Origin of the sequence: Marinactinospora rubrisoli, from assembly GCF_042664915.1 — a bacterium.
GTDB classification, from domain to species: Bacteria; Actinomycetota; Actinomycetes; order Streptosporangiales; family Streptosporangiaceae; genus Marinitenerispora; species Marinitenerispora rubrisoli.
Genome location: NZ_JBHTBH010000003.1, coordinates 26,880 through 45,286 on the forward strand (window position 1 = coordinate 26,880; position 18,407 = coordinate 45,286).

Annotated in this window: 17 protein-coding genes; 9 read left to right on the forward strand and 8 right to left on the reverse strand. The window is 72.7% G+C overall.

The window, feature by feature from the left end; translation table 11 throughout:
- Positions 1 to 39: 39 nt before the first annotated feature.
- On the reverse strand, positions 40 to 1,671 hold the full coding sequence (locus ACFQRF_RS06960; RefSeq protein WP_379869828.1) for an LCP family protein: 1,632 nt from the start codon (positions 1,669 to 1,671) through the stop codon (positions 40 to 42).
- Positions 1,672 to 2,138: 467 nt separating this feature from the next.
- Here ACFQRF_RS06960 and ACFQRF_RS06965 point away from each other — a divergent pair, with 467 nt between their 5' ends.
- Positions 2,139 to 3,146, forward strand: coding sequence for a glycosyltransferase family 2 protein (locus tag ACFQRF_RS06965; protein ID WP_379869829.1), 1,008 nt, complete (start codon positions 2,139 to 2,141; stop codon positions 3,144 to 3,146).
- 22 nt (positions 3,147 to 3,168) lie between these two features.
- Here the strand turns inward: ACFQRF_RS06965 and ACFQRF_RS06970 are convergent, their stop codons facing one another.
- The 3 genes from ACFQRF_RS06970 to ACFQRF_RS06980 all read right to left on the reverse strand — a co-directional run bounded on the left by ACFQRF_RS06970 (position 3,169) and on the right by ACFQRF_RS06980 (position 5,037).
- Positions 3,169 to 3,369 (reverse strand): DUF397 domain-containing protein, encoded by a 201-nt coding sequence (locus ACFQRF_RS06970; RefSeq protein WP_379869831.1) that lies wholly within the window; start codon positions 3,367 to 3,369, stop codon positions 3,169 to 3,171.
- 127 nt (positions 3,370 to 3,496) lie between these two features.
- Positions 3,497 to 4,270 (reverse strand): glycerophosphodiester phosphodiesterase, encoded by a 774-nt coding sequence (locus tag ACFQRF_RS06975; protein ID WP_379869832.1) that lies wholly within the window; start codon positions 4,268 to 4,270, stop codon positions 3,497 to 3,499.
- On the reverse strand, positions 4,267 to 5,037 hold the full coding sequence (locus ACFQRF_RS06980; RefSeq protein WP_379869834.1) for an IspD/TarI family cytidylyltransferase: 771 nt from the start codon (positions 5,035 to 5,037) through the stop codon (positions 4,267 to 4,269). Before ACFQRF_RS06980 ends, ACFQRF_RS06975 begins: the two co-directional genes overlap by 4 nt.
- 515 nt (positions 5,038 to 5,552) lie before the next feature.
- Between ACFQRF_RS06980 and ACFQRF_RS06985 the strand changes: the two genes are divergently transcribed.
- From ACFQRF_RS06985 to ACFQRF_RS07020, 8 genes are all read left to right on the forward strand, one after another.
- A complete protein-coding gene (locus tag ACFQRF_RS06985; protein WP_379869835.1) occupies positions 5,553 to 6,371 on the forward strand; it encodes an ABC transporter permease in 819 nt (272 codons plus the stop codon).
- Positions 6,372 to 7,178, forward strand: coding sequence for an ABC transporter ATP-binding protein (locus ACFQRF_RS06990; protein WP_379869837.1), 807 nt, complete (start codon positions 6,372 to 6,374; stop codon positions 7,176 to 7,178).
- A gap of 153 nt (positions 7,179 to 7,331) precedes the next feature.
- On the forward strand, positions 7,332 to 8,423 hold the full coding sequence (locus tag ACFQRF_RS06995) for a hypothetical protein (protein ID WP_379869838.1): 1,092 nt from the start codon (positions 7,332 to 7,334) through the stop codon (positions 8,421 to 8,423).
- A 23-nt stretch (positions 8,424 to 8,446) separates the two neighbouring features.
- The gene (locus ACFQRF_RS07000) at positions 8,447 to 9,088 is read left to right on the forward strand and encodes a DUF5941 domain-containing protein (RefSeq protein WP_379869840.1); all 642 of its coding nucleotides are present in this window, start codon (positions 8,447 to 8,449) and stop codon (positions 9,086 to 9,088) included.
- A 16-nt stretch (positions 9,089 to 9,104) separates the two neighbouring features.
- Positions 9,105 to 9,836: a phosphocholine cytidylyltransferase family protein gene (locus tag ACFQRF_RS07005; RefSeq protein WP_379869841.1), complete on the forward strand. Its 732-nt coding sequence runs from the start codon at positions 9,105 to 9,107 to the stop codon at positions 9,834 to 9,836.
- Positions 9,824 to 10,891, forward strand: coding sequence for an iron-containing alcohol dehydrogenase family protein (locus ACFQRF_RS07010; protein ID WP_379869842.1), 1,068 nt, complete (start codon positions 9,824 to 9,826; stop codon positions 10,889 to 10,891). The genes ACFQRF_RS07005 and ACFQRF_RS07010 overlap by 13 nt, the downstream gene beginning before the upstream one ends.
- The gene (locus ACFQRF_RS07015) at positions 10,869 to 11,639 is read left to right on the forward strand and encodes a CDP-alcohol phosphatidyltransferase family protein (RefSeq protein ID WP_379869843.1); all 771 of its coding nucleotides are present in this window, start codon (positions 10,869 to 10,871) and stop codon (positions 11,637 to 11,639) included. Before ACFQRF_RS07010 ends, ACFQRF_RS07015 begins: the two co-directional genes overlap by 23 nt.
- A gap of 341 nt (positions 11,640 to 11,980) precedes the next feature.
- A complete protein-coding gene (locus tag ACFQRF_RS07020; RefSeq protein ID WP_379870407.1) occupies positions 11,981 to 12,811 on the forward strand; it encodes a glycosyltransferase family 2 protein in 831 nt (276 codons plus the stop codon).
- A gap of 84 nt (positions 12,812 to 12,895) precedes the next feature.
- Here the strand turns inward: ACFQRF_RS07020 and ACFQRF_RS07025 are convergent, their stop codons facing one another.
- From ACFQRF_RS07025 to ACFQRF_RS07040, 4 genes are all read right to left on the reverse strand, one after another.
- Positions 12,896 to 13,507, reverse strand: a complete 612-nt coding sequence (locus ACFQRF_RS07025; RefSeq protein WP_379869844.1) for a malonic semialdehyde reductase — start codon at positions 13,505 to 13,507, stop codon at positions 12,896 to 12,898.
- A gap of 155 nt (positions 13,508 to 13,662) precedes the next feature.
- The gene (locus tag ACFQRF_RS07030; protein ID WP_379869846.1) at positions 13,663 to 14,883 is read right to left on the reverse strand and encodes a glycosyltransferase family 4 protein; all 1,221 of its coding nucleotides are present in this window, start codon (positions 14,881 to 14,883) and stop codon (positions 13,663 to 13,665) included.
- 341 nt (positions 14,884 to 15,224) lie between these two features.
- Positions 15,225 to 16,547: a nucleotide sugar dehydrogenase gene (locus ACFQRF_RS07035; RefSeq protein ID WP_379869847.1), complete on the reverse strand. Its 1,323-nt coding sequence runs from the start codon at positions 16,545 to 16,547 to the stop codon at positions 15,225 to 15,227.
- An 82-nt stretch (positions 16,548 to 16,629) separates the two neighbouring features.
- A complete protein-coding gene (locus ACFQRF_RS07040) occupies positions 16,630 to 18,366 on the reverse strand; it encodes a glycosyltransferase family 4 protein (protein ID WP_379869848.1) in 1,737 nt (578 codons plus the stop codon).
- Between the last annotated feature and the right edge of the window lie 41 nt (positions 18,367 to 18,407).

The window sequence follows — 18,407 nt, forward strand, 5'->3', positions numbered from 1 at the left end:
CGCCGCGCCGCACAGGGCGATCGTCGCCTGATAGGGCCCTTATTCGCAGACGTTGTCCGCGGCGGTGCTCGTCCGCACGGTGTCGCGGCCGGTGCCGCCCTCCGGCGTGGCCTCGGGCGCGGGCTCCGTGGCGGGGGTCGGGGGCGTCACGCCCTGGTAGTTTGCGCCGACCACGACCTGCATCGGGCCGGTCAGGGCCGGGTCCGCCTCCACCCGCGCGCCCGGGATGGCGGCGGCCACCGTCTCGGCCGCCCGCTCCTGGCCGGGGCCGTACCGGACCAGGGTCTCGGCGACGTCGTGGCTGAACCAGTTCTGTGCCTGGCCGGGCACCTGGAACCCCGCGCCGGCCAGCTCACCGGCCACCCGACCGCCGAGGCCGGACGTCCCGACACCGTTGAACACCTGGACGGAGATCTCACCGGCCGGCACGGGATCCTCCTCGGCATCGGCCGGTCCTTCGGACCGCTCGGCCGGCTCGTCCAGCGGCCGGTCGGCCGCGATGCGCGCGAACACCTCGCGGGCGGCCGACTCGTTCCAGGTGACCGCGACGTCGCCATGCGGGGTCCAGTACTCCATGTTCGCGACCGGCACCTGGGTGAACGCGACATCGGTCAGGCTGATGTCGCGAAGCTGGTTGCCGAGCTGGTTGATGGTCCCCGTGTCCAGCCCCTCGTCCACGGTCAGCGACCGCAGGGCGGTATCCAGGAACCGCGTGAACCGGTCCGGGTCGCTCAGCGTGTCCGTGCTCAGGACCTGGTCCAGCAGCGCGGACATGACCTGCTGCTGGCGGTCGATCCGGTCGAGGTCGCCGTTGCTGGTCTGCCGGGTACGGGCGAACGCCAGCGCCTCGGTGCCGTCGACGTGGTGGGTGCCGGCCTCCATGCTCAGGTGCGCCTTGTCATCGTGGATCGCCTCGGGCAGGCAGACCTCGATGCCGCCGACGGCGTCCACCACGTCGACGAACCCGCCGAAGTCGATCTCGACATAGTGGTCGATCCGCACCCCGGTCGCGGACTCGACCGTCTGCACGGCGAGCTGCGGGCCGCCGAACGCGTACGCCGCGTTGATCTTGTTGCCGCCGTGCCCGGGGATGTCCACCCAGGAGTCGCGCGGGATGCCGACCACCGTGATGGCGTCGCGGTCGCGGTTGAGGTGGACCAGCATCATCGTGTCGGAACGCTGACCCTCCACGTGGCCGACCCCCAGGTCGGACTGCCGGCCCGAGTCCAGCTCACCACGGCTGTCCGAGCCGATGACGAGGAAGTTCAGGGCGCCGCGCGCGCCGGCGTCCGGCCGGTCGGTGAGCCCGCCGAAGACGTCGAACCGGTTGATGAGCCCGGACGCCCACCCGGTGACCGCCCACGCGCCGCCCGAGGCGAGCAGCACGACGATGGACATCGCCCCGGTCAGCAGCAGCATGACCCGCTTGCGCCGGACCCGGCGGCTCGGGAGCGGGAACGGGGGAGCGGCGGCGCGGTTTCGCGAGCCGCGGCGGCCCTGGGGACGGCGGCCGTCATCGGCGGCACGCCGCCGCTTCGGGCGGGGCCGGTGGGCGTCGCGCGGGGCGTCCGCGGGCGGCAACGGCCCGGAGCGCACGCGGCGGAACCCCGACGTGCCGGGCGGTTCGGCGGTGTCGCCGTGCGTCCGGCTGCCGTCCCCGTCCTCGTTCATCGGGTGACCTCCCGCCCCGTGCGGCCGTCTGGCGCAGCTGGTGCGCTCCGAAACTGATGATCCCCAAGGGTCTCAGGAATCCCGACAAGGGGCATCGGATGCCGCGTCACGGCGTGTTGGGGGGCGAGTCGCGCAAGCGGCGCCATACGGGCGGCCCACGAGGGTGACGGGTACCGGCTGCGTCGTCCGAGGTCAACGGACGTACGGGCATGGTGGACCGCCCCGGCCCCAGATGAGGAAAGGCCGGGGCGGCACTTCTGAAGGTACCGCGAATCCCGGCGCCGTAGGCCGCTTTCGGCATCCTTTCGGGGGCCGGATGTGGCCGGGAGTGCAGTACCGTTGGCTGCGCGTTCCGGTGCGGACCCTCGCGACCCCCTCCGGACCGCACGCCGCCCCGCGGGTCCGCTCCTGCCCGGCTCGCCGGTGGCGCTCCCACCCGTCGTCCGCTCACTCCGCGACCCTTGGATATGCCCGTGACCTGGCCGGCCGTATCGGTAGTCATGCCCATCCTGAACGAGGAACGCCATCTCGCCGCCGCCGTCCGGCACGTCCTGAGCCAGGACTACCCCGGCGAGCTGGAGGTGGTGCTCGCGGTGGGCCCGTCGAAGGACCGCACGCAGGAGGTCGCCGACTCGCTGGCGGCGGCCGACCCGCGCGTGAAGGTGGTGGCGAACCCCAGCGGCCGGACCCCGTCCGCGCTGAACGCCGCCATCGCCGCCTCCTCGCACTCGATCGTGGCCCGGATCGACGGGCACGCGATGATGCCGTCGGACTACCTGCGCGTCGCCGTGGAGACCCTGGAGGAGACCGGGGCGGACAACGTCGGCGGCATCATGGCGGCCGAGGGCGAGACGCCGTGGGAACGTGCGGTCGCCGCCGCCATGACCTCCAAGATCGGGGTGGGCAACGCCAGGTTCCACACCGGCGGCGAGGGCGGACCGGCCGACACCGTGTACCTCGGCGTGTTCCGGCGTTCGGCGCTGGACCGGGTGCAGGGGTACGACGAGGCGTTCCTCCGGGCACAGGACTGGGAGATGAACCACCGCATCCGGCAGAGCGGGGGCGTGGTGTGGTTCCAGCCGCGGATGCGGGTCTCCTACCGCCCGCGCCCGAACGTGCGGGCGCTCGCCCGGCAGTACTTTCACTACGGCCGCTGGCGGCGCGTGGTGGCGCGCCAGCACAAGGGCACCATGAACCTCCGCTACCTGGCGCCGCCGGTGGCACTGGTGGCCATCGTGCTGGGGCTGGTGGGCGGCTGCTTCTTCTGGCCGGCCTGGCTCGTCCCGGCGGCGTACGTGCTCGCGGTGGCGGGCGCGTGCGTGCCACTGGGCGGCGGGCTGCCGCTGTCCGCGCGGGCGGCCATCCCGGTGGCACTGGCCACGATGCACATGGCGTGGGGGGCGGGCTTCCTGACCAGCCCGCCCGGTCTCGGGGCCGACTCCCGGACGGCGCGCGCGCAGCGGCAGGCGGCGTGACACGGGCGCGCGGGGGAGTGGGTCAGAGTTCCTCGCGCTGCACGGCGGTGAGGAAGGCGGTCCACTCGGCGCGGGGGAGGAAGAAGGCGCCGGCATCGCGGAGGGCATAGGAGCGGACGCCGTCAAGGGTCGGTCCTGCCTCGACGCACTGGCCACGGCTGTTGACGCTATGGCTGCTGGTGCGCCGAGCGAAATCGCTGAGGGGAGCCCTGTACTCGCTCACGGCGATTCCTTCTCCAAGGCCGCAATGAAGGCGACTGATTCCGTGGGACTCAGGCTGATGGCCTGCAAGCGACCGCACACACGCACCGATCGATCCATGTCGTCCCGTTTGAGATGACGGCCGCCGCTCAGCCCTGCTGCCCGTCCGGCTCCCCGCCCTTCAGCGCGGCCACGACCCCCGGAACGTCGTCCACCACCACCGCGTCCACGCCCGCCTCCGCGAACCGGGCCGCGTCCACCGGGTCCGGGCACCACGAGACGACCTCCAGGCCCGCGCGGTGCGCCACGTCCACCGTGTAGCCGACCGGACGCCGCCCCGGCCGCTCCGGGGCGCCGGTCAGGCCGAACGACCGCGCGTCGATCGCCACGATCGCGCAGCCCATCCCCGCCGCGCCGGCCACCGCCTGGTCCAGTGGGTTGCGCACGAACGGCATCCACGCCGTGGGGACCTCCGGCGCCTCCGCCTGGACGGCGAGCAGCACGGCCGGGTCGAAGGAGCACACGAAGACGCGGCGGCGGCGCGCCTCGCGGCGCAGGTACGGCAGCAGCAGCGCGGCCGTGCGCCGGTCCGGCGCCGCCGTGGCGTCCTCCATCACCGTCTTGACGTCCACGTCCAGCCCGGTCTCCGGCGGGATCACGTCGAGCGCCTCGTCCAGGGTGAGCAGCCCGGCCGCGCGGCTCTCGGCCGCGGGCAGGTCCACGATGACCCGGCCGTCCGGCAGCGCGGCGTCGTGGTGGATGACCAGCACGCCGTCGGCGCTGCGCCGGACGTCGATCTCCACCCATGACGCGCCGTCGGCGACGGCGGCCCGGAAGGACGCCGCCGTGTTCTCCAGGGCGCCGTTCACGGTGCCGCGACCGGCGCCGCGATGGCCGATCACCTCGGGGGCGTGGAAGATCATCGCGCCCCCCGGTCCGGCTGCTCACGGTGGCGCAGCAGCGCCTCGGCGACGCCGAGGTCACCGGGGTGCGTCACCTTGATGTTCGACTCCGCGCCGGGCACCAGCCGGACCGGGACCTCCGGCAGGTAGCGCAGCACCACGCCGCAGTCGTCGGTGGCGACCAGTTCCGGATCGGCGAGCGCCAGCCGGTAGGCGCGGCGGATCACGCCGAGCCGGAACCCCTGCGGGGTCTGCATCCGGCGCAGCGAGGCGCGCGGCGGCACCTGCCGGATGACCTCGCCGCCGGACGTCCCCGGCGCGGCCTCGACCACGGTGTCGCTGGACGGGATGGCCACCCCGATCGCTCCGGCGGTCTCCAGCGCCGCGATGCACGCCCGGATGATGTCCGGCGTCACCAGTGGCCGCACGGCGTCGTGCAGCAGCACGATCTCGTCGTCACCGGCGCCCTCCAGCGCGTGCAGCGCCGCCGCGGAGGTCTCCGTGCGCGTCGCGCCGCCCGGCAGCACCCGGGACACCTTGGTGTGCCCGCCCTCGGCCACGATCTTCTCGACCTCGCCGACGTAGTCGGCGACCATCAGCACGATGACGTCGTCGACCTCCGGCGCCGCGCAGAACGCCGCGATCGCGTGCTCGATGACCGGCCGCCCGGCCAGGGGGAGCAACTGCTTGGGACGCGGTCCGCCCATCCGCGTGCCCACCCCGCCCGCGAGCACCGCGGCGGTCACGCGCGGCCGGGTCCGGGGCGGGGGGCCGGAGTCAGCGGGCATCGGGTTTTCCTCCGGGTGGTTCGGTTCCGGGTGACCGGTCGGCCACGGTCGGGGCCGAGACTAGCGGACCCGCGACCGCGACCGGCGGGGATCCGCTCCCGGGAACCGGCGGGCGCGGACGAAACCGCACGGCGGTCGGTGGCGTACGGCCGTTCCGGCAACAAACTCCGAACAATCGGCTCTCCCGGATCCGCGCGCGTCCCCGCCCCGGTACCCTGAAAGGCGCCTGGATGGGTGTCTGGTGGGCGAATGTGAAAAGATCGGGCGCCGGGCCCCGGGAGCGTCGCCGCGGCGACGACCGAGGCGCACCCCACTTCTCGGACACCCGACCCCGGAGCCTGCCGCCGCCGCTTCCCGACGCGGTGCCGCGCGGGCCCGCGTGAGCACCCGTGTTTCAGGACCGCCGTCGGCGGAGTCGAAGCCCAATCCCGTGTCGTGTCCCAACCGCAGTCGGCGTGGCCGAGGCGACCAGCGGGACACCCCAAGACACGACTGCATCCCCGGAGGAGGTGACGGTGGCGTCCAGGGCGCTGTCCGTCTGGCAGAACCGGCAGGTAGTTAACCTCCTGGTCCGACGTGACCTGAAGGTCAAGTACCAGAAATCCATCCTCGGCTACGCGTGGTCGTTGCTGGACCCGCTGGCACAGGCGGCCATCTATTTCTTCGTGTTCGGCATCCTGTTCAACGCCCGGGTCGCGCCCGGCGGTGCCGACGCGCCGGGCGGGTACGCGCTGTTCCTGCTCTCGGGGATCTTCCCGTGGATGTGGATGAGCACGGCGCTCAACGACGCCAGCCGGGCGCTCATCACGCACGCCAAGCTCATCACCACGATGAAGGTGCCGCGGGAGATCTTCCCGATCGCCGTGGTGCAGACCAAGTTCATCGAGTACGTGCTGACCTGGCCGGTGCTGCTGCTGTTCGTGGTGGGCCTCGGCGGCCAGACGGGATGGACGCTGCTGTGGCTGCCGGTCGCCATCGCGGTGCAGTTCGTCTTCACCCTGGGCATCACGCTGCTGCTCGCGTCACTCAACGTTCTGCTCCGTGACGTCCAGCGGATCGTACGTATCATGAACCGCGTACTGTTCTACTCTTCGCCGATCATCTACCCGATCCACCAGGTGCTGGGCACTGAGGCATTGCCGGGCTGGTTCAAGACGCTGTATGAGATGAACCCGCTGGTCGGCATCTTCCAGATGCACCACGCGGTCTGGTATCCGAGCGAGGCCCCGAACCAGCTCATGCTGTGGTGCACCGTGGGGGGTGCGGTGGCCATGTTCGTCATCGGATACTGGACGTTCCGGCGTCTTGAGACAGCGGTCCTGAAGGAGTTGTAAATGGCGGATCCGGTCATCGAGGCCAAGGGGCTCGGCGTCAAGTTCGCCATGAACCGGCGCCGCAAGCTCACCCTGCGCGAGATGTTCATCCACGGCAAGAAGCGCGACCCCAACAAGGCGGGCAACGACTTCTGGCCGGTGCGCGACGTCTCCTTCGAGATCGCCCGGGGCGAGTGCGTCGGCATCGTCGGCAAGAACGGCACCGGCAAATCGACCCTGCTGAAGCTGATCGCCGGGGTGCTCATCCCGGACGAGGGCACCGTCACCGTGCGCGGCAAGGTGGCGCCGCTGCTGGAGCTGCGGGCCGGTTTCTCCGACGACCTGACCGGCCGGGAGAACGTCCACCTGGTCGGCTCGCTGCACGGCATGACGCCCAAGACGCTGGAGGAGAAGTTCGACGAGATCGTCGACTTCGCCGAGCTGCGCGAGGGCTACATCGACAAGCCGGTACGCCACTACTCCAGCGGCATGAAGGTCCGCCTCGGCTTCGCGCTGATCTCGCAGCTGGAGCACCCGATCATGCTGGTCGACGAGGTGCTCGCGGTCGGCGACAAGGCGTTCCGCCGGAAGTGCTACGACGCCATCGAGAAGATGCTGGCCAACAACCGCACCATGGTGCTCGTCTCGCACAACGAGGGCGATCTCAAGCGGTTCTGCAACCGCGGCCTCTACGTCAAGGACGGCACGCTGGCCATGGACACCGACATCAAGGCCGCGCTGGACGCCTACAACGCCGACACCAAGGCGGAGATCGAGGCGCGGGAGCAGAAGGCGGCCAAGAAGAAGGACGACGGCAAGGCCGCCTGAGCGGCACCACTCGGCACCACCACTACGACACGACGGCGGGAGGCCGTGCGGGGAGCCCGCACGGCCTCCCGCCCGTAAGGTCCCGCGTCGGTCCTTGCCAGGCGCCCCCGGCTGGGCAACGCTGCCGTGGGGTCCAGTCGGGAGGTAGCCTCCGTGGCGAGTGAACGTGACGATGTCGCCTCCGTGGCGCGTGAACGCGGCCAGGTGACGCCCGTGGCGAGTGAACACGGTGAGGTGGCCTCCGGGGCCGGTGCACCGGCCCCGGAGGCCACGGCCGTGCCGGAGACCGGCGTGCTCGCCGCGCGGGCGTTACGGCCGGTGTCCCGGCCGGTGGCGCGCTGGGCGGCCCGGTCGTCGGTGTCGCTGTCGGCGCTCGGCCGGGTGGCGCTGCTGCTCGGGGTCCTGGCCGCGCTGTGGTTCACCGAGGGTGGACCGCGCGGCGCCCTCGTCGGCTCGCTGCTGCTCGGTGCGGTGCTCCTCACCGACGCGGTCGCCGCCGAGCTGGACGTCCGCCGCACCGCGCTGGACGTGTGGCTGGCCGCGCTGCTGGCCCGGCTGCGCGAATACGCGGTCTACGCCGGGCTGGCCGTGGGGGGAACGGCCGCCGGGGTGCCCGGCGTCTGGCCGTGGGCGGCCGGCGCGCTCGTCGCGCACGCGATGCTCGACACCGTCCGGGCCGCCCGGGCCGCCCGGCCCGGCCCCCGTGACCCCGCAGCCGGTCCCGCACCCATGGAGCGGCGTCCCCCGGCGCTGATCGCCACGGTGGACCCGAGCCGGCCGGCCGCCGAACCGCCGTCCGCCGGCGACCCGGGCCTCCTGGACGAGCTGTTCGGTCCGCCCGCCGCCGAGCCCGCACCCCGCCGGTCCGATCCGCACGGCCGCTGGGAGCCGCGCACCCGGCGCGCCGGTCGTTCGGGCGGCGTCCGGGCGGCGCGCCGCCCCGGCCCCAGGGACGGCCGGCCGGCGCCTCGGCCGGAGAGCGCCGACGAACCGCAGCCGCCGCACCTCGCCGGGCGGGGCGCGTTCGCCCGCCGCCGGGCCTCCCGGACCGCGGGGCCGCGGCTCGGTCCCGGTGCGGTGCTGCGCGATCTGGCGGCCTTCGGCACCGCCGAACGGTTCGCGGTGATTGCCGGAACGCTAGCTGTTTGCAACGTTAGGGTGACGTTTCTCGCACTGATCATCGGTCACGCCGTGGCGCTGGCCGCCGCCCTCTCCGCCCCGTCCGATCGCGCCACCGCGAGGTGAACGCCGAGGTGAACGAGCCGCCCATGCCCCGCCCTGGACCGGCGCGGGAGGCTGACCTGCGTGTTCTCCGTGACGACGGCCACCTTGCGACCGCGCTCGGCCGGTTGACCGGCGACGCGTTGCCGCCGCTGCTGCCCACCGTCACGGGCGCGGCCGTCACCCTCGTCCTGCTACTCGCCGGACTCGGGGAAGTATCAGGCATTACCCTGTTCGCACCGGCCGCCGTTCTGCTGCTCTCCGGGGTGGCGGCGGGACACCCCCATGACGGCCGGTTTGATTGGATGGCTCCGCCGGTTCTGCGCGCGACGGAGTACCTTTACCTCCTCGCGCTCGGTCACCAAGCAGGCGTGCCCGGGCCACTGGTGTACGTACTCTTGACGACAGTCGCCCTGCACCACGGCGACGTCGTGCACCGCACGCGATGGGCGGCGGGACCGCCGGCCTGGGTCATGCGGGCCATGCTCGGCTGGGACGGGCGGATGCTGCTCGTCGCCGCCGGAGGGATGCTCGGCTGGCTGCCGTTCACCTACGGCCTGCTCGCGGGCTACCTCACGGTGCTGCTCGTCTGGGAGACCACGACGAGCTGGCTCGCGACCCCGGTCACCACGGCGGGGGAACCGCCGCGAAACGGATGGGGAGGCGTCGCCTCCACACCCCAGACATAGGGAGGAAGGCGCATACATGCTCGGTATGGTTCTTGCCGCGGGAGCGGGCCGCCGGCTGCGCCCATACACCGACACCCTGCCCAAGGCACTGGTGCCGGTCGATGGTGACACCACCATCATGGACATCTCGCTGCGCAACCTGGCCGCCGTCGGCCTGACCGACGTGGTCGTCGTCGTCGGCTACTGCGCGGCCGCGGTCGAGGAGCGCAAGGAGCTTCTGGAGAAGCGCCACGGCGTCAAGCTCACTCTCGTCCACAACGACAAGGCGGAGGAGTGGAACAACGCCTACTCGCTGTGGACGGCGCGGGAGTACTTCTCCGAGGGCGTCCTCCTCGTGAACGGCGACACCGTACACCCGGTGAGTGTGGAAGAGACGCTACTCGCCGCAAGGGGGCCGGAGCTCCTCCTTGCGGTGGACAACGTCAAAACCCTTGCCGACGAAGAGATGAAGGTGACCCTGGACGACTCCGGTCACCTGCGGCGGATCACCAAGCTGATGGACCCGGCCACCGCCGCCGGGGAGTACATCGGGGCGACCCTGATCGAGGGCACGCTGGCCGACGCGCTCACCGACGCCCTGAAGACCACCTGGGAGCGGGACCCGCAGCTCTACTACGAGGACGGCTACCAGGAGCTCGTCGACCGGGGCGGCAAGGTGGCCGTGGCACCGATCGGCAAGGTCGACTGGGTCGAGGTGGACAACCACGACGACCTCAGCCGTGCCCGGGAGATCGCATGCCGCTACTAGCCCGCACGCTCACCTCCCCCCTCGCGATCGACGTGCGGCGCGGCGCCATCGCCGACCTCGGCAAGGTGCTGGCCGATCGCCGGATCGCGAACGAGGGCCGTATCGCCGTCGCGGTCGGCCCGGGCCAGGGCTCCCAGATCGCCGCCGACCTCGACCTTCCGCACTGCGAGGTCTTCCAGGTCGACGGCGGCAGCGTCGACGTCGCCACCGAGCTGGGCAAGCGGCTGCGGGCCGGCGCCTACGAGGCGGTGGCCGGCATCGGCGGCGGCAAGACGATCGACGTCACCAAGTACGCCGCCACGATGGCGGGCATCCCCATGGTGGCGGTCGCCACCAACCTCTCCCATGACGGCATCGCCTCCCCGGTCAGCTCCCTGGAGCACGAGAGCGGCAAGGCGTCGATCGGCGTGACCATGCCGATCGCGGTGGTCGTGGACGTCGACTACGTACGGGCCGCCCCCGAGCGGCTGGTGCGCTCCGGCATCGGCGACGTGGTGAGCAACCTCTCGGCCATCGACGACTGGGAGCTGGCCGGCCGCGAGCAGGGCGAACCGGTGGACGGCATGGCCGTCACCTTCGCCCGGGTCGCGGCCGAGGCGGTGCTGCACCGTCCCGACTCCATCGAGTCGCAGGAGTTCCTGACCGCGCTGGCCGAGGCGCTGGTGCTGTCCGGCATGGCGATGTCGGTAGCCGGCTCCAGCCGGCCGGCCAGCGGCGCCTGCCACGAGGTGCTGCACGCCATCGACCAGCTCTTCCCGGGCACCAGCAACCACGGCGAGCTGGCCGGAATCGGCGCACTGTACGCCTATTTCCTGCGGCACCGTTACCTCGACCACGGAGAGTCGCGGATGGCCGCCATCCGGGAGTGCCTGCTGCGCCACGACCTGCCGATCGTGCCCGGCGACGTCGGGCTGGACGAGGACCGGTTCGCGCGGGCGGTGGCGTTCGCCCCGTCCACGCGTCCGGGGCGCTACACGGTCCTGGAGCACCTCAACCTCTCGGACGACGACATTCGGCGGAGCGTCGGTGAATATGTCAAAACCGTCGGTCGCTGAGGTCCGGGCGGGCGGCCAGCCGCCGGGCATCAAAGAACGCCGCAACGAGGAGCACTGGGCCGGACGGCTGTACATGCGGGACATCTCGCCGTACGTGAGCATGGTGTTCATCCGCCTCGGCGTGCCGCCGAACCCCATCACCTACCTGATGATGGGCTTCGGCGTCCTCGCCGGTTTGGTGCTGGCCTTCGGTGGGCTGTGGTCCGCGGTGCTGGCCGCCGTCCTCGTGCAGATCTACCTGCTGCTCGACTGCTCCGACGGCGAGGTCGCCCGGTTCACCGGGCGGACCAGCGTCGCGGGGATCTACCTGGACCGCATCGGCCACTACCTCGCCGAGATCGCGCTGCTCATCGGTCTCGGTGTCCGCGCCCAGGGCGGATTCGAGGCGGGCGGCTGGGTGATCGCCGGCATGGCCGCGGCGATCGGCGCGGCGCTGATCAAGGTGGAGACCGACAACGTCGTCGTCGCTCGTGCCAAGGCGGGGCTGCCCGAGCAGGTCTCCGAGGCGGCCATGCAGCCGCGCTCGGCGGGGCTCGGCCTGGCGCGCCGCGTGGCCGCGGCGCTGCGCTTCCACCGGGTGATCCAGGCGGTGGAGCTGTCCCTGCTCGTGGTCGTCGTCGCGGTCGTGGACGCGGTCCGCGGCGACCTGATCGCCACCCAGGCGCTCACCGTCGCGTGCGTGGCCGTCGCCGCGCTGCAGACGGTGCTGCACCTGGTCAGCGTGCTGGCCTCGCGCCGGCTGCACTGACCCGCCGGCCGGTCCCGGCACCGGGGCCGGCCGCCGTCCCGCCCGCGCGTCGCGCGACCGCGGCGCCGCCGGGGCTTTACTCTCCCGTTAGCCGGGCTCTGCGAATGTTGGCCACTGTTCCCGGTGTAGTCCATCTGTCGTCACGTCCACGAACGGTTCCCATGACCACTCCAGTTTCTTCGGGCGCCCCCGCGGAGGCCGTCGCACCCCGCGGAACCGAGGTGCCTTCGCGTACCGATGCCGGCGTCGAGCGGCTACCCTCCCGTACCAGCGACCGCGGCGAGGACCGCGTGGACCAGGGAGGTGCGCAGCGAGTGACCGTCTCCTGCGTGCTCCTGACCATGGGAAACCGGCCGGCCGAGCTGCGCCGTGCGATCAACAGCGTGCTGGAGCAGGAGGGGGCGGAGGTCGAGGTCGTCGTCGTCGGCAACGGCGCTGACCTGCCGGAGCTGCCCGACGGGGTCGTCACGCTGCGGCTGCCGGAGAACGTCGGCATCCCCGAGGGGCGCAACCACGGCGTCAAGGTGTGCACGGGCGACATCGTGCTGTTCCTCGACGACGACGGCTGGTACCGCTCGCGCAATCTGGTCCGGCACGTGCGGGAGAAGTTCGCCGCCGACCCGAAGCTGGGCGCCATCTCCTTCCGCATCGCCGACCCCGACGGCGGTCCCGACCAGCGCCGGCACGTGCCGCGGCTGCGGGTCGGCGACCCGCAGCGGTCCAGCCGGGTGACGACCTTCCTCGGCGGCGCCTGCGCGATCCGGCGCGCCGCCTTCGACCAGGGCGGCGGGCTGCCGGGCGCGTTCTTCTACGCCCACGAGGAGACCGACCTCGCCTGGCGCATCCTGGACGCCGGGTACGACATCGAGTACGACGCTGAGGCGGTCATGTACCACCCGGCGGTGGCGCCCACCCGGCACGCAGACTTCTACCGGCTCAACGCCCGTAACCGGGTCTGGCTGGCGCGGCGCAACCTGCCGTGGCCGCTGGCCGCGGCGTACCTGGGCACCTGGATCGGGCTGACCCTGCTGCGCGAGCGCTCCGGCCCCGCGCTGCGGTCCTGGTTCGCGGGGTTCCGTGAGGGCTGGCGTACCGACGCCGGACCGCGCACCCCCATCCGGTGGGCCACGGCGTGGCGGATGACGCGAATGGGCCGCCCGCCCATCATCTGAGCGGCCGGCCGGCGGGGGAACGGTGCCGGCCGGCACCCGGGAGCCCGGCGCGGCCCTGCGGGCACCGGCCGAGAAGGCCGCCGCCTACAGTTCGGTGACGACGTCCTCGTAGCCGAGCCGGGGCAGCCGCTGCGGGAACCAGGCGTTCTCGCCGGGGCGGCCGATGTTGACCACCACGAGCGTCTTCAGCCGGCCGTCGGTGAAGAACTCCTTGTCGATGGCCTCGGCGTCGAACCCGGTCATCGGGCCGGCCGCGAGTCCGGCGGCGCGCACGGCGATGATGAAGTACCCGATCTGCAGCGACGCGCTGAGCTGGCCGACCCGCCTGCGGGCCTCCGGGTCGGTGAACGATTCGCGGATCGCGGCGGCGCGGTCCGGGAAGAACGTGCCGGCCTTCTCCGGGAAGTCGGTGTCGACGGCGAGGATCGCGGTCAGCGGCGCGGTCCGCGTCTTGGCCTGGTTGCCCTCGGCCATGTGCCGCACCAAGCGTTCGCGGCTTTCGGCGGAGCGCAGCAGCACCACGCGCAGCGGCTGGGTGTTCATGGCCGTCGGGCCGTACTTGACGAGGTCGTGGATGGCGCGCACCTGCTCCTCGGTCACCGGTTCGTCGGTGAAGGTGCTGGCGGTACGGGCCTCGCTGAACAGCAGCTCCCGGTCCTGCGGACTCAGGTGCAGCGGCGCGGTGACGTCGGCCATGTCTCTCCCGGATCGTTCGTCCAAGCGTGAACGCTTCCCAGAACTTATTTGACCCGGAAGCTATTCCGGCCCGGTGCCGCGAAACCGGGCAGAGTGACGGACGCCACCCGGACCGGCCGGGTGGCGGCAGCGGAGGTCCGTGGCGGTCGCGCGCCTCACAGCCCGGTGGGCGACCAGACCGGGTCGGGCCCGGCGGTGGGCAGCACCGGCATCCGGCCGCCGAGGTCACGCGGGTCGCGCGGCCGGTCCTGTGTCGGCAGCGCCGCGCCGGTGGGCGCCGAGGCGCCGGCCGCACCGGCCCACTCTTCCAGCTGCCGGACGAAGGCGCGCGCCTGCACCGGCCAGTGGTAGCGGGCGCGGGCGATCGCGTGCCCGGTACGCGCGTACTCCTCGCGGAGCCGCGCGTCGTCGCGTAGCCGCAGCACCGCGTCGGCGGCGGCCGCCGGGTCGCCGAACGGGACCACCATGCCGCAGGGCCCCTGCGGCTGACCGGTCACGAGGGAGACGGCGGCCGGGTTCGGCGAGGTCACCACCGGCAGGCCGTGCGCCATGTACTCGACCACCTTGGTGGGCATCGAGTGCCGGTAGTTCGGCGTGTCGTGCAGCAGGCAGATGCCGGCCATAGCGCCGCTGACCATCCGCAGCGCCTGGTCGTTCGGCACGAACCCGTACCAGCGGATCGCGTCGTCGAGCTGGGCGTCCCGCAGCAGTTGCTTGGTCTGCGGGTCGGCCGCGCCGATGATCTCCACCCGCACCCCGTGCGGGCGCAGCAGCCGGCCCAGTTCGACCAGCTCGGCGGCGCCGCGCGCCCGGGAGATCTGGCCGAGGTAGACGACGCGGTCCGCGCCCGGCGGGCGGCTCGGCTCATCCGGCACGTTCGTGGTGTTGGGCACCACCGGGTGCGGCAGCGCGAACCGGTCGCGGTACCCCTCCTCGGCGAGCAGCAGGTGCATACGGCGCTCGGCCCGCCGCTCGACCGAGCGCACGATCGGGGCGAGCGGGCGGCGCAGCGGACGCGGCAGCCACGGCTTGGTGAGCAGCGCGGCGGCGGTGTCCTCGTGCACGTCCCAGACCGTGGGCGGGCGGTGCCGCGGCAGGGCGAGATGCAGTTCGGGGTCGTGGAAGAGGAGGAGGTCGGCCTGCGGGGCGTGCTCGGCCAGCGCGGTGCGGGCGGCGCGCAGGGCCGCGAGCCGACGGCGGCCGGCCGCGCGTGGGACGTCGATCGCGGTGAGTTCGGGCCAGGGCGTGACGTTGCGGGCGGTGAACGGCGCCAGGTAGGTGACGCGGTGCCCGGCGTCGAGGAGCGCACGGATCTGGCGGTGCAGGATGCGCGCGTCCTCGGGATGGTGGACCACGGTGGCCACGAGTGCGTGCATGGGGCTCCTCACCTGCCTCCTCCGGTTGCCGCCCAGGCCGGGCGGCGCGCCTCCCGCCACGCTAGGTAGCCGGGGAAACAGCGGGTGAAAACGGGGGTTACGGCAAGGCGTGACCGGGGTGAATCCCCGGATCACGGATGCGGTCGGCGTGTCCGCCCACAACCGGCGACACTACGCGAGAACCCTCGGGAACGCGCGAAAATCCGCGGGAACCCGTAAAACCGTCCGCACCCGCCGAACGGGCTCGACCAGCCGAAACCCGCGAGTGGACCGCCGCCCGGCGGCCGGGGCGGCCGGACGGCGGTCGGGGAGGACGGCGTGCTCGACGGCGGGGGGAGCCGTCAGAGCACCTGCACGCCCTCGCGGGTGATGGTGGCCGTGGTCCGCAGGTCGCCGGTGCCGTCGGCACCGAGGCGGCGCAGCACCCCGCGGGTGTCCAGCAGCAAGCGCGCGTGCTCGGTGAGCAGCGCGGGCCGGTACTCGCGGTGGTCGGTCAGCAGGATGGTCAGGTCGGCCTCGGCGAGCGCCCGCTCCAGGTCGGTGGCGCGCTCGACCGGGGCGCCGTTGACCGACCACTCCGCCACGCGCGGGTCGTGGTAGGTCAGGTGCGCACCCTTGTCGGCGAGCTTGCGGGCGACCGGCCGGGCCGGCGACTCGCGCTGGTCGGCGATGTCGGCCTTGTAGGTGACACCGAGCAGCAGGATCTTGGACCGGGAGAGCGCCAGGCCCGCGTCGTTGAGCATCTCCTGGGCGCGCTGCAGCACGTAGGACGGCATCCGGGCGTTGATCTCCTGGGCCAGCTCCACGAAACGGAACGGGTAGCCCAGCGTCTTCACCTTGTAGGACAGGTAGTTCGGGTCGATCGGGATGCAGTGGCCGCCGACCCCCGGGCCCGGGTAGAACGCCTGGAAGCCGAACGGCTTGGTGGCGGCGCAGGCGATGGCGTCCCACAGATCGACGTCGAGCTCCTGGCAGAAGATCGCCATCTCGTTCACCAGCGCGATGTTCACGTGCCGGTAGGTGTTCTCCAGCAACTTGGCCATCTCGGCCTCGCGGGTCCCGCGCGCCTGCACCACGGTCTGCACGAACTTGCCGTAGAACGCCGCGGCCGTCGCGCCGCAGGTCTCCGTCAGGCCGCCGACCACCTTGGGGGTGTTGGCCACCCCGAACGCCGGGTTGCCCGGGTCGATGCGCTCGGGGGAGAAGGCGAGGTGGAAGTCCTCGCCGGCGACCAGGCCCGACTCCTCCAGGATCGGCCGGACGACCTCCTCGGTGGTGCCCGGGTAGGTGGTCGACTCCAGGATCACCAGGGTGCCGGGCCGCAGGTGGGCGGCGATGGAACGCGCCGCCGCGGTGACGGCCCCGAGGTCGGGGCCGCCCTCGGCGGACAGCGGGGTGGGCACGCAGATGACGATCGTCTGGGCGGCGGCGAGTACCGCGGCGTCCGTCGTGGCCGAAAAGCCCGCCTGGCGCATGGACGCGATGTCGTCCGCGGACAGGTCGTCGATGTGCGACCGCCCCGCGGTCAGCCCCTCGACCACCCGGTCGCTGACGTCCAGCCCGACGACCTTGAGGCCGACCCGGGTGGCCTCGTGTGCCAGCGGAAGACCCACGTAGCCGAGCCCGATGACGGCCAGATCGTGGGTGGAGGTTGCGACGTCCACGGAGGTCCCCCTCGCGTCTTGAGGTCAGGCGGCGGGACGGCCCGTGCGGACGCCGGGCGTGGTCCGGAGCGGTCGCCCGGCCTCACTCCGACGCCGGCTGTCCCATCACGCGGTGGCCTGGTCTGGACAACTGGTCGGAAACTGCGGTGTACGCCGCGATGTAACGGTGCGCCGCCGCGGTCCAGGTCCGATCGCGCCCGACCCGTTCACGTGCGGCTTCGCCGTACGCGGCCCGCAGTTCGGGACTGTAGAACAGGCGTTCCAGACAGTTCGACAGAGCTTCGGACTCGTCCGGAGGAATTAACTCGCCGGTCACTCCGGGTTCCACCACCTCTCGCAAGGCGGGAAGGTCGCTCGCCACGACCGGCAGGCCGCCGGCCATCGCCTCCACCGGCTTGAGCGGGGTCACCAGCCGGCTGACCCGCTCGTCCCGCCGCGGCACCGCGAAGACGTCCATGGCGGCGTGGTGGCCGCGCACCTCCCCGGCCGGCACCCGGCCGGGGAAGAGCGCCGCGTCCCCGAGCCCCGCCTCGTCCGCCCGGCGGCGCAGCGCGGCCAGTTCGGGGCCGTCGCCGACCACCAGCGCGAACGCGGGCACGCCCCGCCCGCGCAGCAGCGCGACGGCGTCGACCAGCGTGGTCAGTCCCTCGTACCCGTAGCAGCTCGTCGTGGTGCCCACCACGAAGGCGCCGGCCGGAATCCCGATCCGCGCCCGCTGCTCGGCGCCGTCGGGCAGCGGCTCCAGGAACGCCTCGTCGACGGCGTTGGGCACCACGATCACCCGGTCCTCGGGCACCCCGCGCGCCACGATGTCGGCCCGCATGGTCTCGCCCAGCGTCACCACCAGGTCGGCGGCCAGCATGCAGGCCGTCTCACGTTCGCGCTCGGCCCGGTAGAACGCGTCCGCCGTGCTGCGGGACGGGTCGCGTGACAGCCACGATTCCTCCAGAAAGCCGCGCACCTCGTACACCACCGGCAGGCCGTACCGGCGGCCCAGCTCCAGCGCCAGCCGTCCGTTGCGGTGGTTGCTCGCCGCGTGCAGCACCTGCGGGCGCAGCCGCTCCACCAGCCGCCCGGCCATGCGCAGCGAGGTGCGCAGCTCCGCGGCGGTGTCCCGGGGCGCGGTCCACGGCAGCATCCGGTGGTAGGCCACGCCGTCCACCTCCACCCGCGGGCGCGGGTCGGGCACCCCCTTGGTGAGGGGGTAGCCGAGGCGGGTCAGCACCTGCGGGTCCAGCCCGGCGGCCCGCTGGCCCAGGGCGATCCGGTGCGTGCGCTGGGTGTATCCGGCGTTGGTGTGCGGCAGCGCGTTCGTGACCACGTGCAGTACCCGACCGTTCACCACGTCGTCGCGCGGCGTTCGCTCCGGCACGGTTACGCTGACGGCGTTAGCGTTCCACTGGTCAGGTGGGTCGTTCGGGGCGACGCGTCCCGTTCTGACCGCCAATCGGTGCGCCAGTCCGGCTCGGCGCCGCCCTTCGGGCAGCCTCGCCAGAAGTTCGGCCGTGAGCTCGGGCTGTTCGACGGCTATGGTGAACGCGGCCAGCTGGGCCAGGTGTCGGGGGGAAGCGTCATGAGCGGCGCGGCGGACGGTCTCCAGGACTTCCGCGCGACGACCCGCGTCCCACAGCGCGTAGGCCCGGGGCAGCCCGCCGAGGCGACCGCCCATGCCGCGGGCGCCACGGCGCAGCGGGCCCGGCAGCAGCCGGAAGGCCAGCAGCGGCAGCCGCGCGGGCTCGTCCCGCAGGTGCCGCCAGGTCAGGGTCGCGGTGAAAGTGCCCGCTTTCACGAAGTTGCGCACGGCCAGGAATGAAACCACGCCAGGGTGACCTCCCGGTGACGCCACGGCGTCGCGCACGG